Source organism: Streptomyces sp. NPDC029044, assembly GCF_040637495.1.
Lineage (GTDB): Bacteria > Actinomycetota > Actinomycetes > Streptomycetales > Streptomycetaceae > Streptomyces.
This window is the reverse complement of record NZ_JBEZWN010000014.1, coordinates 55037-81695: the sequence shown is the minus strand read 5'-3', so window position 1 is coordinate 81695 and position 26659 is coordinate 55037. Positions and strand designations below refer to the sequence as shown.

Sequence of the window (26659 nt, the reverse complement as noted above, 5' to 3'; positions counted from 1 at the left end):
CGAGACCGGGGTCACAAGGCCCCCGGATCAGCCCGCCGACTCGGCCGCGTGCGGGCTCAGCGCACCCACGCTGACCAGCACGATGATGACGATGCCGAGGGCGATGCGGTAGTAGACGAAGGGCATGAAGCTCTTGGTCGAGATGAACTTCATGAACCACGCGATCACGGCGTACCCGACCCCGAAGGCGATCACCGTGGCGAAGATCGTCGGGCCCCAGGAGACATGGCCGCCCTCGGTGGCGTCCTTCAGTTCGAACACGCCGGAGGCGAGCACCGCGGGGATGGCGAGGAGGAAGGAGTAGCGGGCCGCGGCCTCGCGCTTGTAGCCCATGAACAGGCCGCCGCTGATGGTGGCGCCGGAGCGCGAGACGCCCGGGACGAGCGCCATGGCCTGGCAGACGCCGTAGATCAGGCCGTCCCGGACGCCCAGGTCCTCAAGGGCCTTGCGCTGCTTGGGTGCGCGGTGCTTGCCGCCGCTCTCGTCGCGGGCCGCGAGGCGGTCGGCGATGCCCAGGACGATGCCCATGCCGATCAGCATCGTGGCGGTGATGCGCAGATCGCGGAACGGTCCCTCGATCTGGTCCTTCAGTGTCACGCCGAGCACGCCGATCGGGATCGAACCGACGATCACCAGCCAGCCCATCCGGGCATCGGGGTCACTGCGCAGCGCCTTGTCGGTGAGCGAGCGCGTCCACGCCGAGATGATCCGTCCGATGTCCTTGCGGAAGTAGATCAGCACGGCTGCCTCGGTGCCGATCTGCGTGATCGCCGTGAAGGCCGCGCCCGGGTCCTTCCAGCCCGAGAAGGCCGCCGTCAGCCGCAGGTGGGCGCTGGAGGAGACGGGGAGGAACTCGGTCAGCCCCTGGACGAGTCCGAGGATGAGTGATTCGAACCAAGACATGAGGTAACGGAGTCCAAGTGCCGATCGTGGGACGGACGACGGGCGCACCGGGCCGTCGTCGCGAGGAACGGGTGATCAGGTGTGCCGAGGGGGAAGCGTAGCGCCCCTGGAAGGCCGCCCGGACACAGGGGTTTGGATGCCGCTCCCGACCAGCGGAGATCAGGCGGCGGTGGGTCCGGTCACCGTCCAGCCGGGTGTCTGGGGGCGGGCCGTGAGGTCCTCGTGGCGCACCTCGTCGCCGCACGCCCGGCAGGTGACGGCCGGGGTGAGGGCCTGGCCGCAGGAGTGCTCCAGGAGCATCGGGCGGTCGCCGTCGGGCCGGAGGTGGCGGTCGCCCCAGGCCATGAGGGTCACCAGGACCGGCTCCAGTTCCAGTCCCGCCCGGGTCGGCCGGTACTCGAAGCGCTGCGGACGCTCGCTGTAGAGGTGTTTGGCCAGGATCCCGGCGTCGAGGAGCCGGCGCAGCCGGGTGGCCAGGATGTCGCGCGGGGCGCCGGTGTTGCGGACCAGCTGGTCGAACCGGCCGTTGCCCAGGCACACCTCCCGCAGGACGAGCAGGGAGTACTTCTCGCCGACGAGCGCGAGGGTGTCGGCGATCGAGCAGGGGCGCGGGTCTTTGCGGGCGGCCATGAGCCCCAGTCTAGGAGAGGGTTGGAATTTCCAACCCTCCGGGCTACGGTGAGTTCGGATTTCCTACTCACCGGTAGTCGTGGAGGCCCGCACATGCGTGACGCAGTCATCGTCGAAGCCGTACGCACCCCCATCGGCAAGGGCAAGCCGGACGGCGCCCTGGCGCACGTCCACCCCGTGGAGCTCCTCGCCCACACCCTGCGCACCCTCGTCGAACGGTCCGGGATCGACCCGGCGCTGATCGACGACGTCATCGGCGGCACCGTCGACCAGGTCGGCGAACAGGCCATGAACACCACCCGCTACGCCGTGCTGTCGGCGGGATTCCCGGAGTCGGTGCCCGCGACCACCGTGGACCGCCAGTGCGGCTCCTCCCAGCAGGCCGTGCACTTCGCGGCGCAGGGAGTCCTCTCGGGCGCGTACGACCTGGTCGTGGCCTGCGGGGTCGAGTCGATGAGCCGGGTACCGATGTGGTCGAACGTGCCCGCGGGCGCGGATCCCTTCGGCCCCGGGGTCGCCGAGCGCTACCCCGAGGGGCTCGTCCCGCAGGGCATCAGCGCCGAGCTGATCGCCGCGAAGTGGTCGATCGGCCGCGAGCAGCTGGACGCCTTCGCCGTCTCCTCGCACCGCAGGGCCGCCGAGGCCTGGGAGAAGGGCCTGTTCGACGCCGAGGTCGCGCCGCTGGAGGGTGTCGCGCGCGACGAGTGCGTCCGGCCCGGCAGTACCACCGAGATCCTCGCCGGGATCAAGCCGGCGTACCACGACCCGGTCTTCGCCGAGCGCTTCCCGCAGATCGAGTGGAACGTCACGGCGGGCAACGCCAGCCCGGTCAACGACGGGGCCTCGGCGGTGCTCATCACGTCCAGCGAGACGGCGGCCCGGCTCGGACTGCGCCCCCTCGCCCGGCTGCACAGCTTCGCCGTCACCGGTTCCGACCCGCTGCTGATGCTCACGGGCGTGATCCCGGCGACCGAGAAGGTGCTGCGCAAGGCGTCACTCACCCTCGACGACATCGACCTGTTCGAGGTCAACGAGGCGTTCTCCAGTGTCGTACTGGCCTGGCGGCAGGAGACCGGCGCCGACCTCGACCGGGTCAACGTGCACGGCGGGGCCATCGCCCTCGGGCATCCGCTCGGCGCGAGCGGAACCCGCCTGACGACGACGCTCGTACACGCGATGCGGGAACGGAACGCCCGCTACGCGCTCCAGACCATGTGCGAGGCGGGCGGACTCGCCAACGCCATGGTGCTGGAACGGGTGTAGCCGGACGGCTGTGACAGCGCGTCAGAGACGGCGCAGCCGGTGCCGCTTGTGCCAGGCCACCACCACGCCCGCCAGAGCGGGCAGGGCGATACAGGCCAGGGCGATCAGGAAGGCGGGTGAGGTCGGGGTGGAGGCACGGGCGCCCGCGACGGCGTAGGCGGCGGTGTTCGGGATCGAGCCGAGGCCCGTGGCCAGCAGGAACGGCAGCAGGCCCATGCGGGAGACGGAGGCGCAGTAGTTCGCCGCCCAGAACGGCACACCCGGGAACAGCCGCACCGCGAGCATCGATCGGAAGCCGTGCCGGCTGAGCTGGCCGTCCGCGGCCTTCAGCCAGCGCCCCCGCAGCAGCGGGCGCAGGGCGTCCTGGCCCAGCGCCCGGCCCAGGCAGAAGGCGATCCCGGCGCCGAGCACCGTGCCCGCGAGGGCCACGCCGAGGCCGAGCTGCGAACCGAACAGCGCGCCCGCCGCCAGGTTCAGCAGCGGCCTCGGCACGAACGCCACGGTGCACACGCCGTACGCCAGCGCGAACACCGCCGCTGCCGCGGCACCGCCGAGCTGTGGCGGCCAGCCCTCCGTCAGCAGCCGCTGCGGCTCGAAGAGCAGCACCCCGCACGCGCCCGCGACGAGCAGCACGACCAGCAGCGACAGCCGCGACCACGGGGACAGCAGAACTCTCGTGCAGCGGGCGGCGAAACGAGTCGGTACGGCGGGCGAGGCGTTCGTTGCCGGGGGAACGGCGACGGCGAGCTCCGCGGCGGCGGCCCGGGGAGAGGCCGTGGCGGTGCCCCCAGAGCGGGTGGTGGCATCGAGCATCCGGTGACACTAACCGACAAATGTGTGTGATCGCCGTATGGTTCGTCTCACGAGCGTCACAGGCCGGCGGGCGCAGCCGGGGGCGCGGACCCGTGCGCAGCGCTGTGCGCGGGCAGCCGAAAACCATTCGACGTGCGGTAAAGCGTCGGCAATGATCGACGGCATGTTCCGGCACGCCTTCACCCTCGCAGCATCCGTGGTCACGGATGCCCCGAAGGCTGCTGTCGCCGATCTCACGGCCGTCATGGACGGCGCCCGAAGCTGACCCTCTCCGGTTCGTCCGGCGGACCCCGCAAGGGGAGGGTCGGGCAGGTCCTCGGGGTCCCACTTCTTCTTCGCCGAACACACGCTTCGAGGTACAGCCATGTCCAAAACGGCCTATGTCCGTACGAAACCGCATCTCAACATCGGCACGATGGGTCATGTCGACCACGGCAAGACCACGTTGACGGCCGCCATCACCAAGGTCCTCGCCGACCGCGGCAGCGGCGCGTTCGTGCCGTTCGACCGGATCGACCGGGCGCCCGAGGAGGCGGCGCGCGGCATCACCATCAACATCGCGCACGTCGAGTACGAGACCGACACCCGGCACTACGCGCACGTCGACATGCCGGGCCACGCCGACTACGTCAAGAACATGGTCACCGGCGCCGCCCAGCTCGACGGGGCGATCCTGGTCGTCTCCGCGCTCGACGGGATCATGCCGCAGACCGCCGAACACGTGCTGCTCGCCCGGCAGGTGGGCGTCGACCACATCGTGGTCGCCCTCAACAAGGCCGACGCGGGGGACGAGGAGCTGACCGACCTGGTCGAGATGGAGGTCCGCGACCTGCTCACCGCGCACGGCTACGGCGGCGACTCCGTACCGGTCGTACGCGTCTCCGGCCTCAAGGCGCTGGAGGGGGACCCGCGCTGGACGGCGTCGATCGAGGCGCTGCTCGACGCGGTGGACACGTATGTGCCGATGCCGGAGCGGTATGTCGACGCTCCGTTCCTGCTGTCCGTCGAGAACGTGCTGACCATCACCGGGCGGGGAACCGTGGTGACCGGGGCGGTCGAGCGGGGCGTGGTGCGGGTCGGTGACCGGGTCGAGGTGCTCGGGGCCGGCGTCGAGACGGTGGTCACGGGGCTGGAGACCTTCGGCAAGCCGATGGAGGAGGCGCAGGCCGGGGACAACGTGGCGATGCTGCTGAGGGGAGTGCCGCGGGATGCCGTGCGGCGGGGACATGTCGTCGCCGCCCCGGGGAGTGTCGTGCCGAGCCGCCGGTTCACCGCGCAGGTGTACGTGCTGTCTTCGCGTGAGGGCGGGCGTACGACGGCTGTCTCCAGCGGGTACCGGCCGCAGTTCTACATCCGTACCGCGGATGTGGTCGGGGACGTCGACCTGGGGGAGACGGCGGTGGCCCGGCCCGGTGACACGGTGGTCATGACCGTGGAACTCGGGCGGGACGTGCCGTTGGAGGCGGGGCTCGGGTTCGCCATCCGCGAGGGCGGCAGGACCGTGGGGGCGGGGACCGTGACCGCGGTGGGTTGAGGCGGCGGGGGACTGCGGGGCCGTTGTGGCTGGTCGCGCAGTCCCCGGCGCCCCCTGGGGGCGTTGCCGCACAGGCACAATGAGGGGGTGAATGAGCCTGTACCAGTCGCCCGGTCCGTCGATCACGGGTGTGCCAAGCTGATGCCCGACGTCGACCGGGAACGGGCCTGGCTGCTGACCGTGGACGGGGCACCGCAGTCCTACGTGGATCTCGACGAGCCCGCGCATCTGGAGTTCGAGTACACGCGGCGGCTCGGCCACGTGCTGGATGTCGTGGCCGAGCCGGGACGGGCGCTGGACGTGGCGCATCTCGGGGGCGGGGCGCTCACCTTGCCCCGGTACGTGGCCGTGACCCGGCCGGGCTCGCGGCAGGACGTCGTCGAGGCCGACCGGGGGCTGCTGGAGCTGGTGTCCGAGCATCTGCCGCTGCCGGAAGGCGCGGACGTCGCCCTGCACGCGACGGACGCCCGGGTCTGGCTGGAGCACGCTCCGGCGGCCTCGGCGGACGTCCTCGTCGCGGACGTCTTCAGCGGATCGCGGGTTCCGGCGCACCTCACCTCCGTCGCCTACGTCCGTGCGGCCGCACGGGTACTGCGGGGACACGGGGTCTACCTGGCCAACCTCCCCGACGCCGCGCCGTTCGCGTTCCTGCGGTCACAACTGGCCACCCTGGCCACCGCCTTCGAGGAGCTCGTGCTGATCGCCGAGCCGGGGGTGCTGCGGGGACGGCGGTTCGGGAACGCCGTGCTCGTCGCCGGGCATCAGCCGGCCGATATCGCTGCCCTGGCCCGGCTCACCGCCGCCGACGCCTTCCCGGCCCGGGTCGAACACGGCGCCGGGCTGCGGGAGTTCATCGGCGACGCGCGGCCGGTGGAGGACGCGGACGCCGTGCCGTCACCCGTGCCCCCGGACGGGGCGTTCGGCATCGGCTGACACACGCTCGGCCTCGCCCCGGCCGCAGGCGGGGTCCGGCGGCTCACAAGTGCCCTCCTGCCAGAACGTTTGCGCAACGCAACGGGCCGCCGCTAAATTGATCTTGATTTGACCTTGGAACGGGGAAGGAAGACAATGCGCAAGCGTTCTGCGACGCTGCTGGCCTCGGCGGTACTCATCGGTGCCACGCTGCCCCTCATGGGTGCCGGCTCCGCCTCGGCGGCCGCCTTCAAGTGCCACCCGACGTCCCGCGACTACGTGGTCGCCAAGGAGAAGGCCGCGGTTCACGCGAGCTTCTCGGCGAACGCCAGGGTGGTCGACTACGTCTACAAGAACAACAAGGTGCACGCCGACTGGGACTGCACCAACTCCTCCGGCAACCCCTGGGTCTGCATCGGCAGCTGCCGTGTGGACGAGGGATCCGTCTCGGGGCGCTGGGTCTACCGCGGGCACCTGAAGGGCTGACCCCCTCACGATGCTTCGGTGAGCCGGGCCCGCCCCTGTCGCAGGGGGCGGGCCCGGCTCCGTTTCCGTTTCCGGGTCAGCCGCCGGTCGGCTCGCCGTGCAGCCGGACCGTGCTGAGGATCTTCAGAACGGTCTTCTCGGGCACCTCGCCCTTGACGCCCTTGGCGCCGAAGAAGCTCCACGCGACGAAGTCGCCCGCGGAGTTCTTGAAACCGAACGTGACCGCCTTGCCGTCACTCGCGCACTTGCCCTTGTCGGGCGTGTCCTCCGAGTGCGCCCAGGCGACGCTGCCCTTCACGCCCGAGGCGGTCGTGTAGGGCTTGGCCTTGTCGTCGGCCTTGACGCTCTTCTTGTCCGGCTGTGTGTAGCCGCCGTACACCCACCAGGCCACCTGGTTGACCGCGACCTCGTCGGTGTCCTTGGCGCCGTCGGCTCCCTTGGTGCCCGCCCCGGCCAGCGACTCGGTCTCTTTCCGGCCGTCCTTGTCGTCGTCGCTCGTGCACCACTTGGACTTGTAGAACGCCGGTGCCGACATCAGGATCAGCGGCTTGCCGTCCTCGGACTTCTCGTCCTCGAAGAAGACGGACGAGGTCGGGGAGGCCACCTCCCAGTCCGCCGGGACGTCGAAGGCGGTGCCCCACTTGGGGTTGATGACGACCTTCCAGCCCTTGACCGTGGGCTGCGCCGCCTCACCGCCGCGGGGGTTGTCGCCGGTGGCACCGGCGCTCGGGTCCTCGGCCGGCGGGCTCGACGCGGCCTTGTCCTTCTTGCCGTTCTTGCCGCCGTCCGCCGTGTCGTCCTTGTCGCCGCCCAGCACCAGGAAGCCCGTGACACCGGCCGCGACGACCACCGCCGTGGCGGCGATGATCGCGACCAGCTTCGTCCGGTTGCCGCCGCCACCGCCCTGCGGGGGCTGCGGCGCGCCGGCCGGCGCGGGGGTGCCCCACTGCGGCTGCTGCCCATAGGGGTTGGGCTGCTGCTGGTACCCCGGCTGCTGGTACGGATTCGGCTGCTGGTACCCCGGCTGCTGGTACGGGTTGTTCGCTTGCGGGTTCTGCTCGCCCCCGGGCGGCTGCTGTCCTGGCCACATGAGCAGTCACCCTAGCCGCGCCCCGGACACGATTCGGTCACTGCCCGTGGACGGAGACGTAGCAACCCGGGGAGCGGACGGTGCGGATCTCGTGGGGACCGGTGCGGCGGTCGTCACACGGCCTGGTCAGCCGTCTCTACTCGTGAGTAACATGCGGCCATGAGCGCAGACCAGATGTCCATCGGCGAGATGCTCGCCGCCACGGTGCCCATGGCCCGGACCCTGAATCTCGAGTTCCTCGAGACCTCGCCGGAACGGGCGGTGCTGTCGCTGCCGGACCAGGCCGAGTTCCACAACCACGTGGGCGGCCCGCACGCCGGTGCGATGTTCACGCTCGGCGAGTCCGCGAGCGGGGCGATCGTGCTGGCCGCGTTCGGGGACCAGCTCTCGCGTGCCGTGCCGCTCGCCGTCAGCGCCGAGATCTCCTACAAGAAGCTGGCGATGGGCGCCGTCACCGCCACGGCCACCCTCGGCCGTCCGGCCGCCGAGGTCGTCGCCCAGCTGGACGCCGGGGAGCGCCCCGAGTTCCCGGTGGCCATCGCCCTTCAGCGGGCCGACGGTGCCGTCACCGGCGAGATGACTGTCGTATGGACCCTGCGGCCCAACAGCTGAGCGTTCCGTCGCGTGTGCGGGAACCCCGGCCGGGTGCCGGGGCTTTCGCATGTCAGGCCGCCGCGTCCCGGTGCCCGCGGCGTGCGCCGTCCAGCTCCCCGGGGAACCCCCTGAGCCATGTCACGAACTCCGGCCCCGGGCCGGGGCGTTCACGGGCGAGCCTGACCGCCGCGCGCAGATGGTCGGTCTCGTCGCCGGTGCCGTGGCGCAGGCCCTCGAAGACGCCCCCGTGCACGGTGCCGCCCGCGGCCTGCTCCTGCCGGGCGTCGGTCGGCTGGATCTCGCCGCCCCGGCCGGGCGGGGTGCGTTCCAGGAGGGTGAAGACGTCCGGGCCGAGGGCGTAGCGGCCGAGCCCGAGCAGATCCACCGCTGCGGCTGCGCCGCCGTCGAGCCGACCGGCGAGGAGGGCGTCGCCCGCGTCACGGGACGTCGGGCATCCGGCTCAGCAGTGTCTCGCGAGGGTCGATCAGGTCGTCGCCGAGGAGGACCGCGAACGGCTTGTCGCCGACGTGGCACGGGCGCACAGCACGTCGTTGCCCAGGCCGGGCGGATCGCCCTGCCGGATGTGGTGGATGCTCGCCGGCCGCGCCGGGTCGCGCACGGCGTCCAGCCGCACGGTGTCACCCTGGGCCGCGAGGGCCTGCTCCAGCTCGGAGGCGTGGTCGAAGTGGTCCTGGACGGCCCGCTTGTGCCGGCCGCTGCCATCTGGACATCGTCCAGCCCGGCCGCTGCCGCCTCCTCGGCGACGTACTGGACGGCGGGCTTGTCCACGACCGGCAGCATCTCCTCGGGTGTCGCATGCGTGGCGGGCAGGAAGCGGGTGCCGAGACCGGCGGCCGGGATGACCGTCTTGCGGACTGGGCCGGACCGGGCCGGACTGGGCCGGGCCGGGCCGGACTGGGCCGGGCCGGGCCGGACTGGGCCGGGCCGGGCCGGACTGGGCCGGGCCGGGCCGGACCGTGCGGATCGCGTGGGCGGCGGGAGCGGGACCCGGGGTGGCCCGGGCGGAAGGGTGGGCGTGCTCAAGCGGCCCGTGCTGGAGGTCTGAGAGCCCGCCGGGAGCCGGATGGGAGCGCGCCGCGGAGTTGGAGATTTCGTGTGCCAACCGCCTTTGCGTGCACACAACTTGTGCCCCCCAACGGCCTCCTTTTCGAAAGCCGGTACGGATACCGCCGGTAACAGATCTGAATTGCTTGCGTTTTGAACTTGGGTCATCCGAACTCCTTGTTACCAGTGAGTCGCGTGTGCGAAAGTGAGCCACCTCACAGCCGGGTCCGCAGCTGACACGGCACAGGTATGCACCAATCACGCACCTGCTTTCCGACGGACGCGCAATTCGCCTGCCGTTCTGCGGCTGGAAGGAAATGGTTCCGTGCAATCCCCCAACCCCCCACGCCCGCCGTACCCGCCACGACCCGGAGCGGGGCCCGCGGAGTCCGACCGCAACCTTCTCGCCCGGGTCGGCGAACCCGCCGAAGCGCCGCGCGCCGTCGCCCTGTTGCTGGCACGGCACTGGCGCCCGGTCTACGAGTACGCCGTGATCTGCCTGGCGTCCTCGGAGGACTCCGCGGCGATGGCGGCAGCCGCCGCCTTCCGGGAGGAGCTGGCCCGGCCGGGCGGTGGCGCCCTGCGTCCCCGGCTGCTCAGGGCGGTCCGGGACACGGTCGGGAAGTGGGCCGCCGATGACGGTATTTCCGGAGTCCTGCCGGAACTCCGCAAAACCGTCGGGGCCCGCGGTCTGCGCGCCGCCCGCTCCAGCACAGCCGAAAGGCGTCGCCTCGCGGAGCGCGCATTCAGGGGCCTTCCGGGTGCGTCGCAATGCCTGCTGTGGCACACGGAGGTCGAAGCCGAGCCCATATCCGTACCGGCCGGTCTGCTGGGGGTGGACGCCGCCACCGCTTCGGCCGCCCTGCTCCAGGCGCGCGAGCAATTCCGCTCGGGATGCGTACGGGCGCACCGGGAACTCGCACCGTCGCAGGAATGCCGCTACTACAACCGCCTGCTGGACGTTCCCATGCGCCGCGGAGGGGCCCTGCTGCCGGATGTGCAGCGGCATCTCATGGCGTGCCGCTACTGCCGTCACGCCGCCGAACAGCTCAGCCATTTCGAGGGCGGTCTGGAAGACCTGCTCGTGGAGACGGTGCTCGGCTGGGGTGCCCGCCGCTACCTCGCGTCACGGCAGGGCCGCGACGAGGGCCGGAGCACCCTGCCCGCCGGCGGGCGGCACCGCTTCCGGCCCCGGGCCGACGCGGCGACCGGCCGGTCCCTGTCGTCGAGGAGGCACACGAAGGCACTGGCCGCCGCGATCGGGGTGACCTCCCTCGTGCTGCTGGCGACCCTGCTCACCGCCCGGGGCTGGACGGAGGAGAGCGGGGCCGCCGGCCCACGGGCCACCTGGGGCGCGGTCAGCGGCCACTCCGTCGCGCCGGACGGCGGGGGCCCCGCCCCCAGGGAACCGGACTCCACGGCTTCCTCGTCCGAGCGGTCCTCGTCCGCCGGCGCCCCGTCGGCCGCCACCGCCGGCAACTCCGCGGAAGCAGCCCGGGGGCGCCTGCGCAACCTCGACGACGGCCTGTGCCTCGACGTCCGGGGCGGCCGGGCCCGGGCCGAGGCCCGCATCGTGCTGACCACCTGCTCCGCGAACGGGTCCCAGCAGTGGTCGTACCAGGAGAACGGGGTCCTGCGCAGCGGCGCCGACCCGACCCTGTGCCTCGAGTCCGACCCCGCCGAGGGCTCGGTCGTCCTGGCCGACTGCCTGGCGCACGCGGGAGTCGTCCGCTACGACCTGACCGTGCGCGGCGAACTGCTGCCGCGCTGCGGCAGGGGACTTGCCGTCGCCCCGGGCAAAGGCCGGAACGTGACCGTCACCGGTCGGGACGGCTCCGCGGCGCAACGCTGGGCGGTGGAACCGCCGGATGCCACCGGCGCGCCGGGGGAACCCCGGCGGAAGAGGGCCGAGGACTCATCACGGGAGAGCCGCGAAGAGCGCGAGCAGCAGCCGTACGGCGGGGCCCCGCCCGGGCAGCGGCCCGAACCACCGCGCAGCGGGTCCGGGGAACTGACCCAGCAGCGGTACGAGGCGCGGTTCGCGCCCGTGGACTGCTGCGCTGAAGCCGAACCCGGGGCCGAAGCCGAGCCAGGGGCCGGCGAGACCGGCCCGCGGCCCGGCGCCGACGTCGTCGGTCCCGTGACCGCCACCGTGACCGACGCGGTGACGGCTCTCCACACCGCCCTGCCGTAGCACGGGCCGGGGGGGGCGCCCGCCCGGGCGTCCCCCAGGGGTGCGACTCGTGCTGCGGCGAGGACACCGGCGGCTCGCCCTGCGCGCCACGACCGGGCGCCCGGCCCCGGGCGCCGCGCCCTGTGACGGGGCGTCGTCACGGGATGTGCGACGGAACGCGCGGGCGGGCGGCTCACACCCGGCGGTGCGACCGGCACGGCCGAGAGGCGCCAGGCATCGAACCGGAACAGACTGGTACTCCTCCTGAGGCCGCCCGCAGAACCCAGGGAGTCACTCATGCCCGAGGCCCCGCGCCAGGACAGCAGGACCGACAGCACGACCGCCCCGACCGACGAAGAACTGCGCACGCTGGACGCCCACTGGCGGGCCGCGAACTATCTGGCGGCCGGTCAGATCTACCTGCTGGCCAACCCCCTGCTCACCGAGCCGCTGCGGCCCGAGCACATCAAGCCGCGGCTGCTGGGCCACTGGGGCACCTCACCCGGGCTGAACCTCGTCCACACCCACCTCAACCGGGTGATCAAGGCACGCGGGCTCGACACCCTGTGCATCTGGGGCCCGGGCCACGGCGGACCGTCGGTCCTCGCCAACTCCTGGCTGGAGGGCAGCTACAGCGAGAAGTACCCGGACGCCTCCCGGGACGTGCACGGCATGGAGCTGCTGATGCGGCAGTTCTCCTTCCCCGGCGGCGTGCCCAGCCACGTCGCCCCCGAGGTGCCCGGCTCGATCCACGAGGGCGGCGAACTCGGCTACTCCCTCGCCCATGCCTACGGCGCCGCCCTCGACCACCCGGACCTGCTCGTGGCCTGCGTGATCGGCGACGGCGAGGCGGAGACCGGGCCGCTCGCCGGATCCTGGCACGCCAACAAGTTCCTCGACCCCGTCCACGACGGTGCCGTCCTGCCGATCCTGCACCTCAACGGCTACAAGATCGCCAATCCGACCGTCCTCGCCCGCCTCCCGGAGGAGGAGCTCGACGCGCTGCTGCGCGGCTACGGGCACGAGCCGATCCACGTCGCCGGCGACGAACCGGCCACCGTCCACCGCGCCATGGCAGCGGCCATGGACACCGCGCTCGACCGCATCGCCGGGGCCCAGCGCGCCGCCCGCGAGGACGGCGTGACCGAGCGCCCGCGCTGGCCGGTGATCGTGCTGCGCACCCCCAAGGGCTGGACCGGCCCGTCCGAGGTCGACGGTGAACCGGTCGAGGGCACGTGGCGGGCCCACCAGGTGCCGCTGTCCGGCGTCCGCGACAACCCCGAGCACCTGCGGCAGCTGGAGTCCTGGCTGCGCTCGTACCGGCCCGAGGAACTGTTCGACGCCGAGGGCCGCCCCGTCCCGGACGTCCTCGCCTGTGTCCCCGAGGGCACCCGGCGCCTCGGTGCCACCCCCTACGCCAACGGCGGACTGCTCGTCCGCGACCTTCCGATCCCGTCCCTGGAGGACTTCGCCGTCCCCGTCGACAAGCCCGGCACGACGACGCACGAACCCACCCGGGTCCTCGGCGACCTCCTCGCCCGGGTGATGCGCGACACCGCAGAGCGCCGCGACTTCCGCCTGGTCGGCCCGGACGAGACCGCCTCCAACCGGCTCCAGGCCGTCTACGGCGCGAGCGGCAAGACCTGGCAGGCCGGGACGCTGCCCGTGGACGAGCACCTGGACCGGCACGGCCGGGTGATGGAGGTTCTCTCCGAGCACCTGTGCCAGGGCTGGCTGGAGGGCTACCTCCTCACCGGCCGGCACGGGCTGTTCTCCTGCTACGAGGCGTTCGTGCACATCGTCGACTCCATGGTCAACCAGCACATCAAGTGGCTGCGCACCTCCCGCAGGCTGCCCTGGCGGGCGCCCATCGCCTCCCTCAACTACCTGCTGACCTCCCATGTGTGGCGGCAGGACCACAACGGCTTCTCCCACCAGGACCCCGGCTTCGTCGACCACGTCCTCAACAAGAGCCCCGAGGTCGTCCGGGTCTACCTCCCGCCGGACGCCAACACCCTGCTGGCGGTGGCCGACCACGCTCTGCGCAGCCGCGACTACGTCAACGTCGTCGTGGCCGGCAAGCAGCCCTGCTTCGACTGGCTGTCGATCGAGGAGGCCCGGGTGCACTGCGCCCGCGGCGCCGGCGCCTGGGAGTGGGCGGGCACCGAGGACGGCACCGAGCCGGACGTCGTGCTGGCCTGCGCCGGTGACGTCCCGACCCAGGAGACCCTGGCCGCCGCGCACCTGCTCCGCCGGTACCTGCCCGAGCTGTCCGTCCGGGTCGTCAACGTCGTCGACCTGGCCCGGCTGCTGCCCCAGGGGGAGCACCCGCACGGCATGAGCGACTTCGAGTACGACGGCCTGTTCACCACGACCAAGCCGGTGATCTTCGCCTACCACGGCTATCCGTGGCTGATCCACCGCCTCGCCTACCGCCGCACCGGCCACCAGAACCTGCACGTGCGGGGCTACAAGGAGGCCGGCACCACGACCACGCCGTTCGACATGGTCGTCCGCAACGACCTCGACCGCTACCGCCTGGTCATGGACGTCATCGACCGCGTCCCGGGCCTGGCGGTGCGCGCCACGGCCGTGCGCCAGCGGATGGCCGACGCCCGCACCCGGCACCACGCCTGGATCCGTGAGCACGGCACCGACCTGCCCGAGGTCGCCGAGTGGAGCTGGAACGCCTGAGCCACAAGGGACGTCTTCACAGCCGGTAGGCTTCCCGGGGCACGCAGGGAAGCTCAGGGAAAGGAACCGGCGTTGCACGTCCAGGAGTGGCTCGAAACCGTACCCGCGGTCGCCGTCTACGCACTGGTGGGGCTGGTCATCGGCCTGGAGAGCCTGGGAATCCCGTTGCCCGGCGAGATCATCCTCGTCTCCTCGGCGCTGCTCGCGTCCCAGCACGGCGAGATCGACCCGGTCGTCCTGGGCGCCAGCGCCACGGCCGGTGCGATCATCGGCGACTCGATCGGCTACGCCATCGGCCGCAAGGGCGGGCGGCCCCTGCTCGCGTGGCTGGGCAACAAGTTCCCCAAGCACTTCAGCGAGGGGCACATCGCCACCGCCGAGCGCTCCTTCGAGAAGTGGGGCATGTGGGCCGTCTTCTTCGGCCGCTTCGTCGCCCTGCTGCGCATCTTCGCCGGCCCTCTCGCCGGCGTGCTCCGCATGCCGTACTGGAAGTTCGCCATCGCCAACGTCCTCGGGGGCATCCTCTGGGCCGGCGGCACGACGGCGGTCATCTACTACGTCGGCATCGTCGCGGAGTCCTGGCTGAAGCGCTTCTCGTGGCTCGGACTGGTCGCGGCGGTCCTGGTCGGTGTCACGTCCATGCTGGTGCTCAAGCGCAGGGCGAAGAGCGCGGGCCAGAACCTGGAAGCGGCCGGGGAGCCGGCGCCCTAGGGGGCGCAGGGGCGTATCGACAGGCGGCTCCGCCGCGTGGGCCCGACCAGTGCCCACGACGCCGCATCCGCCGCAGCACCTACGCGTGCACCTCCCGATGCGCCTTCGCCAACTCGGCGTACATCGTGCCGTTGAGGGTGACGCCCTGCTTCTCTTCCTCCGTCAGGGGCCGCTTGACCTTGGCCGGCACCCCGGCGACGAGCGAGCCGGCCGGCACCACCATCCCCTGTGGCACCAGCGCCTGTGCGGCGACCAGCGACCCGGCTCCGATCACCGCCCCGTTCAGCACCGTCGCACCCATCCCGATCAGACAGTCGTCCTCGACCGTCGCCCCGTGCACCACAGCGTTGTGCCCGATGCTCACCCGCTCACCGACGCGCACCGGAAACCCCGGGTCGGCGTGGAGCGTGCAGTTGTCCTGGACGTTGCTGCTCGCCCCGACGGAGATCGCCTCGACGTCGCCGCGCACCACCGCTCCGTACCAGACGCTCGCCCCCGCCCCCAGCGTCACGCCCCCTATCACCGACGCCGTCGGCGCCACGAAAGCCGTCTCGTCGATCTCCGGCTCCCTGCCGCCGATCCCCGTGATCATCGCGCGCCGACCCATGTCCGCCTCCCAGCGTCGTAGACAACGCGCAAACCGTACGCCACCCGGTGGGGCGAAGATCACAGGTATCCGACGCCGCGGGTGCAGCTACCGCTGAGTACCGTGAGTTCGTGCCGAAGCGCAAGAACACGTTCTCATCCTGGCGGCGGGGCCTCGCGCAGCGCGTCGTCCACGCGGGCTGGGCCTGGGTGCGGCGCACGGGCTCCGTCACCGCCGAGCACCCCGGCCGCTACCGGTTCGGCACGATGGGAACAGGTACCAGACTCGCCTTCCCGTTCGGCACGGTCTTCGGTGAGCCCTGGATCCACCTCGGCTCCTACTGCATCATCGCCGAGCAGGTCACCCTCACCGCGGGCCTGATGCCCGACCTCGACCTCGGCCCGGACCCGATCCTGCGGATCGGCGACGGCGTCGTCCTGGGCCGCGGCAGCCACGTCATCGCCGACACGACGGTCACGATCGGCGACGACTGCTACTTCGGCCCGTACGTCTACGTCACCTCCACGAACCACTCCTACGACGATCCGCACCAGCCCATCGGCAAGCAGTGGCCGCGGATGGAGCCGGTGGAGATCGGCCCCGGCTGCTGGATCGGCACCGGAGCGGTGATCCTGCCGGGCGCCCGGATCGGGCGGAACGTGGTGGTGGCCGCGGGGGCGGTCGTGCGGGGCACGGTGCCCGACCACGCCGTGGTCGCGGGCGCACCGGCCCGCGTCGTACGGCGCTGGACACCCGCCGACGGCTGGCAGCCGCCGCTGCGCACCCCGGCGCCGGTGCCGATACCGGACGGCGTCACCCCCGAGCAGCTCAGCGCGCTGGCGGACCTGGACGAGGAGGCGGCGGCCCGGCTGGCCGAGCTGGACGAGGAGGCGGCGGCCGGACTCGCGGAGGCGGAGCCGGGTTCCTGACGGTCCGTTCAGCCCGACGCCAGCAGCACCGTCCCCACCAGGGCCAGTCCGGCGCCCGCGGCCTGCACGGCCCGCAGCCGTTCTCGCAGGACCCCCCGCGCGGCCACGGCCGTCACCACCGGGTACAGGGAGGCCAGCACGGCGGCGACCGTCACCGGGCCGTGCTGCGCGGCGATCGAGTACGTGCCGTTCGCGGCGACGTCCGCGAGGCCGACGAAGGCGAGGGCGGGCAGGGTCCGCCAGGGGAAGCCGTCCGCCGGGAGGGCGGGCCCGCCGCGTCGCACCGACACGAACAGCGCGAGACCGCCCGCGGCGACGTTCGTCACCCGCTGCACGAACAGGGCGAGGAACAGGCCGGTCAGTGTCGTCGACGCCTCGGCGATCAGGGCCATCACCGCGCCGAAGCCGAACGCCGCGAGCAGGGTCAGGGCGATGGCCCGGCGCTGGACGGGGGCGCCGCGGAGCTGGGGGCCGCCGGCGAGGCAGACGCCGGCGACGGCGACCAGGATGCCGACGAACTGCGGCAGGCCCGGGCGCTCGCCCAGCATGAGGCCCACCCCGACCGGCACGGCCACCCCGATCGACCCCAGCGGCGAGACCACGCCCATCGGGCCCAGCGCGAGCGCCTTGTAGAAGGCGAGCATCGCCACCGGCCCGACCAGCCCGGCCGCGACGGCGAACCACAGCAGCGGCCCCGCCTCGCTCCAGCCGCCGGTCGCCACCACGAGGGCGCCGAGCACCGCCACCGCGATCGACTGCGAGACCACGACCACCGTGAGCGCGGGCGTGCGCCGGGTGAGCAGGCCGCCGCCGAAGTCGGCCAGTCCCCACAACAGGCTCGTGGCCAGGGCGAAGAGCGCTGTCATGGGGTGGATACCTCGCAGTACAGTTCAGTGAACGATCAGGTCAACCACACCATAGTGCAGTGCATTGCACTGTGTCATACAGAATATTGGACGGAACGTGTCGGACCTCGACCTGCTGACCCAGTCCCTGGCGCGGAGCGTCAAGCACTGGCGCGCGGTGCGCGGCTTCACCCTGGACGTGCTCGCCGCTCGGGCGGGCGTCAGCCGCGGCATGCTCATCCAGATCGAGCAGGCGCGCACCAATCCCAGCCTCGGTACCGTCGTCAAGATCGGCGACGCGCTCGGCATCAGCATCACGACCCTGCTCGACTACGAGCAGGGCCCGAACGTCCGGGTCGTCCCGGCCGAGCAGGCCGTACGGCTGTGGCACACCGACGCCGGCAGCTACAACCGGCTCCTGGCGGGCACCGAGGCGCCCGGCCCGCTGGAGATGTGGGACTGGCGGCTCATGCCCGGTGAGAGCAGTCCGTCGGACCCGCACCCCGCCGGCACGACCGAACTGCTGCACGTCACTGCGGGCGAACTGACCCTCACCGTCGACGGCGTCGAGCACCGGGTGCCCGCGGGCGCCAGCGTCCACTTCGAGGCCAACGTCCCGCACACCTACGGCAACACCGGCGCGGAGCCCATGGAGATGGTCATGGCCGTCTCGGTGCCGCCCGTGGCCTGAGACGCCCGGTCCCGTACAGGCCCGCTGTTGTTAGCGTGCGGCCATGCGCGCACCCATCGGACACTTCGACAACGCCCGCCCGGCCCCCGCCTGCCTCGACGAACTCACCACGCCGGTCGCCGACGCCGTACGCCACTGGCCCGGCAGCGTCCCGGCCGAGCAGATCGTCTACGTCGACACCGACCCCGAGTGGGCCGACACCGCCACCTTCGTCGAGCACTACGGGCAGGACCTCCTGGAGCGGTCAGCCAACTGCGTGGTCGTCGCGGGCAAGCGGGGCGGCGAGTCCACGCTCGCCGCGTGCGTCGTGCTGTCCACCACCCGGGTCGACGTCAACGGCGTGGTGCGCCGGCAGCTCGGTGCCCGCAAGGCCTCCTTCGCCTCCATGGACACGGCCACCGGCGAGACCGGCATGGAGTACGGCGGCATCACCCCGCTCGGTCTGCCGGACGGCTGGCCCGTCCTGGTGGACGCGGCCGTGGTCGACCTGCCGTACGCGCTCGTCGGCAGTGGCCGGCGGCGCGGAAAACTGCTCGTTCCCGGGAAGGCGTTCGCGGAACTGCCGGGCGCCGTGGTGCTGGACGGTCTCGGGGTCTCCTGAGCTACGCCGCGCCGTGGTGGGCCAGGGGGAGATGGGGGTCGCTCTCGCCCGGGGCCGGTTCCGGATCCGCGTGCACCAGGGCCGCGGTCAGGCGCGGTACCGCGTGCAGCAGCGCGTGCTCGGCGTCCACGGCGATGCGGTGGGCCTCGCGCACCGTCGCGTCTCCGTCCACCACGACCGCCACCTCGGCGCGCAGCCGGTGGCCGATCCAGCGCAGCCGCAGCTCGCCCACCCCGCGCACCCCGGGCACCTCGGCCAGGGCCCGCTCGGCCCGGTCGACCAGGGCCGGGTCGACGGCGTCCAGCACCCGGCGGAACACCTCCCGGGCCGCGTCCCGCAGCACCAGTGCGATCGCCGCGGTGATCAGCAGCCCGACGGCCGGGTCGGCCCATTGCCACCCGAGGGCGGAGCCGCCGGCGCCCAGCAGCACGGCCAGCGAGGTGAAGCCGTCGGTGCGGGCGTGCAGCCCGTCGGCGACCAGCGCCGCCGAGCCGATCGAGCGGCCGACGCGCATGCGGTAGCGGGCCACCCACTCGTTGCCCGCGAAGCCGACGAGGGCGGCCGCGGCGACCGCCGGGACGTGCTGGACCGGGCGCGGATCCAGCAGCCGCTCCACCGCCGTCCAGCCCGCGAAGACCGCGGACGCCGCGATCGTCAGCACGATCACGAGACCGGCCAGGTCCTCGGCCCGCCCGTAGCCGTAGGTGAAACGGCGCGTGGCCGCGCGCCGGCCCAGCACGAAGGCGATCGCGAGCGGGACGGCGGTCAGCGCGTCCGCGGTGTTGTGCACCGTGTCGCCGAGCAGCGCCACGGACCCGGAGGCGGCCACCACGGCCGCCTGGGCCAGCGCCGTCACACCGAGGACGGCGAGCGAGACCCACAGCGCCCGCATCCCGCGGGCCGAGGACTCCAGGGCGGAGTCGACCTTGTCGGCCATCTCGTGGGAGTGCGGGGCGAGGAGGTGACCCACCCGGTGGCGCAGGCCGTGGCGATGCCCGCGCCCGTGGGTGTGGTCGTGCTCGTGCGCGTGCTCGTGCCGGTCGCTCACGTGGATCCCCTTTCCGGTGCGCGCGAGAGTGGACGTACCCGCGCCCGGGCGCCATTATGTGCGTATGAGCGCACGCATGCACCTGTCATCTGCGCATGATGCGCATCCGCGCAGCTCCGGCGAGGAACAGCTGGCCCTCGCCGCGGAGCTCCTCGCCCTGCTCGGCGACCGCACCCGGCTCGCCCTGCTGCACGCGCTGACCGGGGGAGAGGCCGACGTCACGACGCTCACGGAGGCGTGCGGGTCGGCCAGGCCGGCCGTCAGCCAGCACTTGGCGCGGCTGCGCCTCGCGGGCCTGGTGAGCACGCGCAAGGAGGGCCGCCGGGTGATCTACTCACTCCGCGACGGCCATCTGCGCCGGCTCGTCGACGAAGCGCTGAACGTGGCCGATCACCGCCTCAATGATCGTCCGCCGCACGACTGAGTCAGTACCGCGCGGCCGTCCCCAGGTACTGCTCGGCGAAGGCGGCGGCGGCCGCCGGCGAGGTGAACAGGCGGCGCAGCCGGGCGAGCGTGGTGCCGGCGCGGAACGGGTCGCCCGCCGCCGTGCCGTGGTACACCTCGGACAGCCACTGCGAGAACTCCTGGTAGTCCCACACCCGCCGCAGACACGCCTCCGTGTAGCCGTCGAGGCCGCTGCCGTCACCGGAGGTCAGCCGCGCGACCAGGGCGTCACCGAGCAGGAAGGCGTCGTGCAGGGCGAGGTTCATGCCCTTGGCGGCGATCGGGGCGACCAGATGGGCCGCGTCACCGGCGAGGAAGAGCCGTCCGTGCGCCATCGGCTCGACCACGTAGTCGTGCATGTCCAGCACGCGCTTCTCGATCAGCCGCCCCTCGGTCAGTGGCGGCACACCGGCCGCCCCGAGCCGCTCCCGGAGCTCCGACCACACCCGCTCGTGCGGCCAGTTCTCCGGGTCGTCGCCCGGCGGGCACTGGAGGTAGTAGCGGGTCACCTCCGGGCTGCGGGGCATCTGGCCGGCGAAGCCGCGCGCATGGCAGCCGAACAGCACGCAGTCGGTGGACGGCGGTGCCTCGGCGAGCAGGGCCAGCCAGCCGATGCCGTAGTCGTGCCGCGCGATCCGGACCCGCTCGGGCGGGAGCGAGGCCCGGCTGGCCCCGCGCGCCCCGTCGCAGCCCGCGACGAAGTCGCAGTGCACGACCTGGCGTTCACCCGTCCCGGGGCAGGTGTAGGACACCCGGGGCCGGTCGGTGTCGAGGTCGTGGATCCGCACGTCGCGGACCCCGAAGCGGATCTGTCCGCCCCGGACGTCGGCGTACTCGCGGACCAGGTCCGTCACCAGCAACGGCTGCGGATAGACGAAATGGTGACTGCCCGTCAGCTCTCCGTACGGGAACCGGTACCGCTCTCCGTCGAAGCGGAACTCGCACGCGGTGTGCAGTTCCGCCCGGTCCAGCAGGTTACGGGCGAGGCCCCGCTTCTCCAGCCCGCGTACGGCCCGTTCCTCGATGACCCCGGCACGGGGCCGGTGTTCGATGAAGTCGCGGGTCTCCGTCTCCAGCACCAGGCAGTCCACGGACGCGGCCCGCAGGATGTTGCCGACGGTGAGACCGGCGGGACCGGCGCCCACGACAACGACCGGGAAGCGTTGCGGGGCGCCGGAGCCGGCGGGCGGAAGGGGGCGGGTCATGCGCACATTATGGAGGCGGCCTCAGTGGACGGGCACTGCCTCGACCGACACCTCCTCGATGCTCCGCTCGATCTCCCCGGCCCCGGAGGCCGAGGCCCGCGCCCAGTAGTAGATCGCCAGCGAGAACACCGCGACGACCAGGATGTCCCACCACAGGGCGAGGTGCCCCTGGCCGCCGAAACCGCCCTGCCAGGAGATGACGCCCATGCCCAGCAGGTAGACGGGCAGCCACTGGGCGGCCCTGAAGTCGAGCCGGGGAGCGTCGGGCAGGCCCTTGCGGGTGGCGTACCAGGCGTAGCCGCCGAGCAGGACGTAGCCGAGGACGATGGCCACACCGAGCCGCCACAGCGTGTCCCAGGTGGACCAGTAGATGATGAGGTTGGCCACCACGAACGACAGCGGCGAGAGGACCTTCCCGGCGGGCAGGCGGTAGGGGCGCGCCCGGTGCGGCAGCCGGTCCGCGAAGACGCCGTAGGCCAGCGGGGCACCCGCGTACATCAGCACGCTCGCCGAGGTGATGAAGCCGACCAGCTGCTGCCAGCTCGGGAACGGCAGGAAGCAGACCACGCCGGTCACGAACGACACGATCAGCCCGAACCACGGCACGCCGCGGGCGTCGGTGCGGACGAAGAGCTTCGGCGCGTAGCCGTTGCCGGCCAGTCCGTAGGAGACGCGGGATGTGGCCGTCGTGTAGATCAGGCCGGTGCCGCCCGGGGAGACCACCGCGTCCAGGTACAGCACCACGCTCAGCCAGCCGAGGCCCACCAGGGTCGCCAGACCCGCCCACGGGCCGGTGATGCCGGGGTAGTCGAGCTTGGTCCAGCCGTGCGCGAAGGAGCCCAGCGGCAGGGCGGCGATGAAGACGACCTGGAGCAGGACGTAGATGGCCGCCCCGATGGCGACCGAGCCGATCGTGGCGCGCGGCAGATCCCGCTGCGGGTCGCGGCTCTCGCCCGCGAGCTGGATGGCCTGCTCGAAGCCCAGCAGGGCGAAGATGATGCCGCTGGAGCTGACGGCGCTCAGCACGCCGTGGGCGCCGAACGGGGCGAAGCCGTGCTCGGTGAAGTTGCCCGGGTGGAAGTTGCCGGCCGCGATGATGAAGATCGCGGCCAGTGGCACGGCCACCTTCCACCAGGTGGCGGCGCTGTTGGTGTGCGCCAGGATCCGCACGCCGAGGAAGTTGACCACGACGAACACGGCCATCAGCAGGACGGCGACGACGAAGCCGCTCGTCGTCAGCGTCCCGTCCTTCGCGTGCTGGAAGCCCTGGGCCCAGTGCCAGTGCCCGGCGTAGCCGATCATGGCCTCGACCTCGATCGGTGCCACGGTCGCCGCCTGGAGCCAGGAGAACCAGCCGAAGGACATGCCGGCCAGCCCGCCGAACGCGTAGTGCGGATACCGGGCCGTGCCGCCCGCGACCGGGAACATGCCACCCAGTTCCGCGTGCACCAGCGCCAGCAGCACGATCGCCACGGCGCCGATGAGCCAGGACAGGATCGCCGCGGGGCCGGCCACCACGACCGCCTTCTCGGCGCCGTACAGCCAGCCCGAGCCGATGATGGAACCGACGGACGCCCACATGAGCCCGATCAGCCCGACATCCCGGCGCAGGCCGTCTCTTTCCATGAATACAGGGCCTCTCGAAGATGAACTCGGGGAGTTCGGGGAGCAAGAGGCCTCAGGTTAGGAATCGGCCGGCCGGCCGCAGAAGACGAGTTGTGCACCCTTGACCGGGTGCGGGTATTTCGTGGGGAACGCTTCAGGATTCCTGTACGCGGTGATGAGACAGCCGTGGGATCTCGATCGCCGGGCAGCGGTCCATCACCATCTCCAGGCCCGCCGCGCGGGTCCGGTCGTACGCCGCCTCGTCGATGACACCCAGTTGGAACCAGACGCCCTTCGCGCCCTTGGCGACCGCCTCGTCCGCGACGGCTCCGGCGAGGTCGCTGTTCACGAACACGTCGACGACGTCCACGTCGAAGGGGATGTCCGCCAGGCTCGCGTACCCCTTCTCCCCGTGCACCGTCTCCGCCTTCGGGTGCACCGGCACGACGCGCTTGCCGAAGCGCCGGAGCACGGCTGCCACGCCGTACGCCGCCCGCTGCCGGTTCGACGACAGGCCGACCACGGCCCAGGTGTCGCCGAGCTCGGTGAGGATCCTGCGGACCGTTGCCTCGTCGCCGTACACCGGCGGCCTCCTCGTCAGTCGTGGACGCACTGCACTGCTCTGCGGGCAACGACGCAGGACGCGCGGTGATTCCCGGACGTCCCGTGATAGCTTGCCGAGGCCAGTCGAACCCATGTACGTGGGTCAGGGAATCCGGTGTGAATCCGGAACTGACGCGCAGCGGTGAGGGGGACGGGCGGGGCCTCGGCCACTGGACTTCCTCGCGGACGTCCGGGAAGGCGCCCCGATCCGGGTGAACCCGAGTCCGAAGACCTGCTGGCGGCCCCCGCGGCCGCGTGCGGCGGGGGAGCACCGTACGACCGGGCCCCGCGAATGGGCCCTCGACGCCTGAGGACTGGTTCTTCGTGCCCCTCGCCCGACCCGCCCGTGCCGCCGCCCTGCTCGCGGCCGGCTCCCTGCTCCTGACCGGCTGCGGCGGCACCGCGTCCACCGACGCCAAGGCCGCCGTCACCCTCAACAACTGCGGGCACGACGTCCGGGTGGCGGCCCCGCCGCGGCACGCCGTGTCCCTCAACCAGGGCACCACCGAGATCCTGCTCTCCCTGGGCCTCGCCGACCGCCTCGCGGGCACGGCCACCTGGACCGACCCCGTGATGAAGGGGCTGGAGAAGGACGAAGCGGAGGTGCCGCGCATCGCCGACAACAACCCCTCCTTCGAACGCGTCCTGGACACCGAACCCGACTTCGTCGCCGCCTCCTTCGTCTCCACCCTCGGCAAGGGCGGCGTCGCCACCCGCGAGCAGTTCGAGAAGCTCGGCGTCCCCACCTACGTCTCCCCGTCCGACTGCGCCGGCAAGGACAACTCGGGCGGCGGCGACGGCGCCCGCGACAAGGCCCTGGGCATCGACACCGTCTACGGCGAGGTACGCGACCTCGCGACCGTGTTCGGGGTGAAGAAGCGCGGCGACGCGCTCGTGGCCTCCCTCCGGCAGCGCGTGAAGAAGGCCACCGCCGGTACCGACGCCTCCGACGTCACCCTCCTGTACTGGTTCGCGAACTCCGAGTCCCCCTACATGGCGGGCTGTTGCGGGGCGCCCGGCATCATCACCCGGGCCCTCGGCGCGAAGAACGTCTTCGACGACACGCACGAGGAGTGGCCCCAGATCAACTGGGAGACGGTCGCCGACCGCGACCCCGACGTCCTCGTCATCGGCGATCTGACCCGTAAGTCGCAGACCGCCGAGTCGGCCGCCAGGAAGATCGCCTTCCTGGAGTCCAACCCGGTCACCCGGAACATGGACGCCGTCCGGCACAAGCGGTACGTGCTGCTCAGCGGGCAGGCCATGAACCCGACCATCCGCACCGTAGAGGGCGTGGAACAGGTGGCCGCCGGACTGCGCCGGTTCGGGCTGGTGAAGTGACCGCCGGGAGTGTGCCGGGTGTCGCGGCCCGGCCCCGGCGGCGGACCGGGCTCGCACTGGGGGCGGCCGGGGCGGCCGCCCTCGTCGCCTCCCTCGCCGTGGCCATCACCATCGGTCCCGCCGACATCCGCGTCGCCGACGTGTGGTCCGTCGTGGCCGCCCGCGTCGGCCTCGGCAGCTCGGACCTGACACCGATCCGGGACGGCATCGTCTGGCAGCTGCGGCTGCCCCGCACCCTGCTCGCGGCCGTGTGCGGGGCCGGACTCGCCGTCTGCGGGGCGGTGATGCAGTCGCTGCTGCGCAACCCGCTCGCCGACCCCTTCGTGCTCGGGGTGTCCTCGGGCGCCTCCACCGGAGCGGTCCTCGTGGTCGTGCTCGGCGCGGGCGGCGGCGCCCTGTCGGTGTCCGCCGGCGCGTTCCTCGGCGCCCTGCTGTCGTTCGCGCTGGTCCTGCTGCTCAGCCACACCCTCGGCGGCACCACCGACCGGGTCGTCCTCGCGGGCGTCGCCGCCATGCAGCTCTTCTCGGCGCTCACCTCGTTCGTCGTGATGACCTCCGCCGACGCCGAGACGACCCGCGGCGTGCTGTTCTGGCTCCTCGGCTCGCTCGGCGGCGCCGGCTGGACCGACGTGTGGCTGTGCCTGGCCGTGCTGGCCGTGGCACTGGTGGTGTGCCTGTCCTACGCCCGCACCCTCGACGCCTTCGCCTTCGGGCAGGACGCGGCGGCCGCGCTCGGGGTGTCCGTCGCCCGCACCCGCCTGGTGCTGCTGTGCGTCACGGCCCTGCTCACGGCCGCGCTGGTCAGCTCGGCCGGGGCGATCGGCTTCGTGGGACTGGTCCTGCCGCACGCTGCCCGGGCCCTGACCGGCCCGGGGCACGCGCGGCTGCTGCCGGTCACCGCCCTCGCGGGAGCGGTCTTCCTGGTGTGGGTGGACACCCTCGCCCGGACGGTCCTCGAACCGCAGGAGGTTCCGGTGGGGGTCGTGACGTCGCTGATCGGGGTGCCGGCGTTCGTGGCGGTGCTGTACCGGACGCGGAGGGCACGGTGAGCGGCGCGGGGGCACCGGTGGGGGCGGAGGGCGCGGTGAGTGGCGCGGGAGCATCCGTGGGGGCGGGGCTGCGGGCCGACCGGGTCAGCCGCCGCGCCGACGGGAACCTCATCCTGGACGGCGTCACCCTCGCGCCCGAAACCGGCTCCACGGTCGGCGTCCTCGGCCCCAACGGCTCCGGCAAGTCCACCCTGCTGCGGCTGCTGGCCGGGCTGCTCACGCCGGCCTGCGGAGTCGTCACCCTCGACGGCACGCCGCTGGGCGACCTGCCCCGCCGCACGGTCGCGCGCCGCCTCGCCGTCGTCGAGCAGCAGTCGGACACCCAGGTGGAGCTGACGGTCGAGGACGTGGTGCGGCTCGGCCGCGTCCCGCACCGCCGCGCCTGGACCCCCGCCTCCGCCGACGACGAACGGGCGGTGCGTGCCGCCCTGGAACGCACCGGGCTCGACGACCGTTCCGGCCGGCTCTGGCACACCCTCTCGGGCGGTGAACGCCAGCGGGTGCAGATCGCCCGCGCGCTCGCCCAGGAACCCCGCGAGCTCCTCCTCGACGAGCCCACCAACCACCTCGACGTCCACCACCAGCTCGACCTGCTCACCCTGGTCACGGGCCTGCCGGTCACCACCGTCGTCGCCCTGCACGACCTCAACCTCGCGGCGATGTACTGCGACCGGGTCGTCGTGCTGTGCGCGGGGCGGGTCGTGGCGGGAGGCACCCCGCAGGACGTCCTCACGGCGGAGCTCATCGCCGAGGTGTACCGGGTGCGGGCCGCCGTCAGCCGCGAAGGGCCCGACGGGCGGCCCCACGTGCGGTTCCTGGGCACGCTGGCCTGAGAAGGGAGGCC

Annotated in this window: 25 protein-coding genes, 1 pseudogene and 1 riboswitch; of the genes and pseudogenes, 15 read left to right on the top strand and 11 right to left on the bottom strand. The window is 72.5% G+C overall.

The genetic code is table 11. From position 1 onward, the window contains the following. Nucleotides 1–27: 27 nt before the first annotated feature. Nucleotides 28–903, bottom strand: a complete 876-nt coding sequence (locus AB0E85_RS15055; RefSeq protein WP_361926407.1) for an undecaprenyl-diphosphate phosphatase — start codon at nucleotides 901–903, stop codon at nucleotides 28–30. Nucleotides 904–1062: 159 nt separating this feature from the next. After that, the gene (locus tag AB0E85_RS15050) at nucleotides 1063–1533 is read right to left on the bottom strand and encodes a helix-turn-helix domain-containing protein (RefSeq protein ID WP_361926405.1); all 471 of its coding nucleotides are present in this window, start codon (nucleotides 1531–1533) and stop codon (nucleotides 1063–1065) included. Nucleotides 1534–1626: 93 nt separating this feature from the next. Here AB0E85_RS15050 and AB0E85_RS15045 point away from each other — a divergent pair, with 93 nt between their 5' ends. Further along, on the top strand, nucleotides 1627–2796 hold the full coding sequence (locus tag AB0E85_RS15045) for a thiolase family protein (protein ID WP_361926402.1): 1170 nt from the start codon (nucleotides 1627–1629) through the stop codon (nucleotides 2794–2796). Between the two features lie 21 nt (nucleotides 2797–2817). Here the strand turns inward: AB0E85_RS15045 and AB0E85_RS15040 are convergent, their stop codons facing one another. Next, nucleotides 2818–3609, bottom strand: coding sequence for a VTT domain-containing protein (locus AB0E85_RS15040; RefSeq protein ID WP_361926399.1), 792 nt, complete (start codon nucleotides 3607–3609; stop codon nucleotides 2818–2820). A gap of 364 nt (nucleotides 3610–3973) precedes the next feature. On the opposite strand from AB0E85_RS15040, the gene tuf reads away from it, so the two are divergent. The 3 genes from tuf to AB0E85_RS15025 all read left to right on the top strand — a co-directional run bounded on the left by tuf (nucleotide 3974) and on the right by AB0E85_RS15025 (nucleotide 6541). After that, nucleotides 3974–5143, top strand: coding sequence for an elongation factor Tu (gene tuf, locus AB0E85_RS15035; RefSeq protein ID WP_361926396.1), 1170 nt, complete (start codon nucleotides 3974–3976; stop codon nucleotides 5141–5143). Between the two features lie 87 nt (nucleotides 5144–5230). Then, on the top strand, nucleotides 5231–6076 hold the full coding sequence (locus tag AB0E85_RS15030) for a fused MFS/spermidine synthase (RefSeq protein ID WP_361926393.1): 846 nt from the start codon (nucleotides 5231–5233) through the stop codon (nucleotides 6074–6076). Nucleotides 6077–6211: 135 nt separating this feature from the next. Beyond that, a complete protein-coding gene (locus tag AB0E85_RS15025) occupies nucleotides 6212–6541 on the top strand; it encodes a hypothetical protein (RefSeq protein WP_361926391.1) in 330 nt (109 codons plus the stop codon). A gap of 76 nt (nucleotides 6542–6617) precedes the next feature. Here AB0E85_RS15025 and AB0E85_RS15020 read toward each other — a convergent pair whose 3' ends face one another. Continuing rightward, entirely contained in the window at nucleotides 6618–7631 is a 1014-nt protein-coding gene (locus AB0E85_RS15020; RefSeq protein WP_361926388.1) for a hypothetical protein, read from the bottom strand. Nucleotides 7632–7790: 159 nt separating this feature from the next. Between AB0E85_RS15020 and AB0E85_RS15015 the strand changes: the two genes are divergently transcribed. Further along, entirely contained in the window at nucleotides 7791–8243 is a 453-nt protein-coding gene (locus AB0E85_RS15015; RefSeq protein ID WP_209442554.1) for a DUF4442 domain-containing protein, read from the top strand. 52 nt (nucleotides 8244–8295) lie between these two features. Here the strand turns inward: AB0E85_RS15015 and AB0E85_RS15010 are convergent. Then, nucleotides 8296–9086, bottom strand: a pseudogene (locus tag AB0E85_RS15010) (sugar phosphate nucleotidyltransferase). A 529-nt stretch (nucleotides 9087–9615) separates the two neighbouring features. On the opposite strand from AB0E85_RS15010, the gene AB0E85_RS15005 reads away from it, so the two are divergent. The 3 genes from AB0E85_RS15005 to AB0E85_RS14995 all read left to right on the top strand — a co-directional run bounded on the left by AB0E85_RS15005 (nucleotide 9616) and on the right by AB0E85_RS14995 (nucleotide 14868). After that, nucleotides 9616–11484 (top strand): RICIN domain-containing protein, encoded by a 1869-nt coding sequence (locus AB0E85_RS15005; RefSeq protein ID WP_361926384.1) that lies wholly within the window; start codon nucleotides 9616–9618, stop codon nucleotides 11482–11484. 276 nt (nucleotides 11485–11760) lie between these two features. Then, nucleotides 11761–14157: a phosphoketolase family protein gene (locus AB0E85_RS15000; RefSeq protein WP_361926381.1), complete on the top strand. Its 2397-nt coding sequence runs from the start codon at nucleotides 11761–11763 to the stop codon at nucleotides 14155–14157. Between the two features lie 72 nt (nucleotides 14158–14229). Further along, on the top strand, nucleotides 14230–14868 hold the full coding sequence (locus AB0E85_RS14995) for a DedA family protein (RefSeq protein ID WP_361926379.1): 639 nt from the start codon (nucleotides 14230–14232) through the stop codon (nucleotides 14866–14868). Nucleotides 14869–14947: 79 nt separating this feature from the next. Here AB0E85_RS14995 and AB0E85_RS14990 read toward each other — a convergent pair whose 3' ends face one another. After that, nucleotides 14948–15475 (bottom strand): gamma carbonic anhydrase family protein, encoded by a 528-nt coding sequence (locus AB0E85_RS14990; protein ID WP_361926377.1) that lies wholly within the window; start codon nucleotides 15473–15475, stop codon nucleotides 14948–14950. 110 nt (nucleotides 15476–15585) lie between these two features. Here AB0E85_RS14990 and AB0E85_RS14985 point away from each other — a divergent pair, with 110 nt between their 5' ends. After that, nucleotides 15586–16383, top strand: a complete 798-nt coding sequence (locus AB0E85_RS14985; protein WP_361926375.1) for an acyltransferase — start codon at nucleotides 15586–15588, stop codon at nucleotides 16381–16383. Nucleotides 16384–16391: 8 nt separating this feature from the next. Here AB0E85_RS14985 and AB0E85_RS14980 read toward each other — a convergent pair whose 3' ends face one another. Then, nucleotides 16392–17249 carry a DMT family transporter gene (locus AB0E85_RS14980; RefSeq protein ID WP_361926372.1) on the bottom strand — a complete coding sequence of 286 codons (858 nt, stop codon included), beginning with the start codon at nucleotides 17247–17249 and terminating at the stop codon, nucleotides 16392–16394. Nucleotides 17250–17346: 97 nt separating this feature from the next. On the opposite strand from AB0E85_RS14980, the gene AB0E85_RS14975 reads away from it, so the two are divergent. Together AB0E85_RS14975 and AB0E85_RS14970 are read left to right on the top strand one after the other, a co-directional pair. After that, nucleotides 17347–17919, top strand: coding sequence for an XRE family transcriptional regulator (locus tag AB0E85_RS14975; RefSeq protein ID WP_361926369.1), 573 nt, complete (start codon nucleotides 17347–17349; stop codon nucleotides 17917–17919). Nucleotides 17920–17962: 43 nt separating this feature from the next. Continuing rightward, on the top strand, nucleotides 17963–18520 hold the full coding sequence (locus tag AB0E85_RS14970) for a YbaK/EbsC family protein (RefSeq protein WP_361926367.1): 558 nt from the start codon (nucleotides 17963–17965) through the stop codon (nucleotides 18518–18520). Nucleotide 18521: 1 nt separating this feature from the next. Here AB0E85_RS14970 and AB0E85_RS14965 read toward each other — a convergent pair whose 3' ends face one another. After that, nucleotides 18522–19568 (bottom strand): cation diffusion facilitator family transporter, encoded by a 1047-nt coding sequence (locus AB0E85_RS14965; RefSeq protein ID WP_361926364.1) that lies wholly within the window; start codon nucleotides 19566–19568, stop codon nucleotides 18522–18524. 64 nt (nucleotides 19569–19632) lie between these two features. On the opposite strand from AB0E85_RS14965, the gene AB0E85_RS14960 reads away from it, so the two are divergent. Then, a complete protein-coding gene (locus AB0E85_RS14960) occupies nucleotides 19633–19992 on the top strand; it encodes a metalloregulator ArsR/SmtB family transcription factor (RefSeq protein ID WP_361926361.1) in 360 nt (119 codons plus the stop codon). Nucleotide 19993: 1 nt separating this feature from the next. Here AB0E85_RS14960 and AB0E85_RS14955 read toward each other — a convergent pair whose 3' ends face one another. The 3 genes from AB0E85_RS14955 to AB0E85_RS14945 form a co-directional block, all read right to left on the bottom strand. Continuing rightward, entirely contained in the window at nucleotides 19994–21217 is a 1224-nt protein-coding gene (locus tag AB0E85_RS14955) for a 4-hydroxybenzoate 3-monooxygenase (protein WP_361926358.1), read from the bottom strand. Nucleotides 21218–21238: 21 nt separating this feature from the next. Continuing rightward, nucleotides 21239–22843 (bottom strand): APC family permease, encoded by a 1605-nt coding sequence (locus AB0E85_RS14950; protein ID WP_361926355.1) that lies wholly within the window; start codon nucleotides 22841–22843, stop codon nucleotides 21239–21241. A gap of 133 nt (nucleotides 22844–22976) precedes the next feature. Continuing rightward, nucleotides 22977–23405, bottom strand: coding sequence for a CoA-binding protein (locus AB0E85_RS14945; protein ID WP_361926352.1), 429 nt, complete (start codon nucleotides 23403–23405; stop codon nucleotides 22977–22979). An 84-nt stretch (nucleotides 23406–23489) separates the two neighbouring features. Further along, nucleotides 23490–23680: riboswitch (cobalamin riboswitch) on the top strand. A 69-nt stretch (nucleotides 23681–23749) separates the two neighbouring features. Between AB0E85_RS14945 and AB0E85_RS14940 the strand changes: the two genes are divergently transcribed. The 3 genes from AB0E85_RS14940 to AB0E85_RS14930 are packed head-to-tail and all read left to right on the top strand — an operon-like array spanning nucleotide 23750 to nucleotide 26648. After that, nucleotides 23750–24766 carry an ABC transporter substrate-binding protein gene (locus AB0E85_RS14940; RefSeq protein ID WP_361926349.1) on the top strand — a complete coding sequence of 339 codons (1017 nt, stop codon included), beginning with the start codon at nucleotides 23750–23752 and terminating at the stop codon, nucleotides 24764–24766. Nucleotides 24767–24822: 56 nt separating this feature from the next. Continuing rightward, entirely contained in the window at nucleotides 24823–25815 is a 993-nt protein-coding gene (locus AB0E85_RS14935) for an iron chelate uptake ABC transporter family permease subunit (RefSeq protein WP_361926556.1), read from the top strand. A gap of 35 nt (nucleotides 25816–25850) precedes the next feature. Continuing rightward, entirely contained in the window at nucleotides 25851–26648 is a 798-nt protein-coding gene (locus AB0E85_RS14930; protein WP_361926554.1) for an ABC transporter ATP-binding protein, read from the top strand. The last annotated feature ends 11 nt before the right edge of the window (nucleotides 26649–26659 follow it).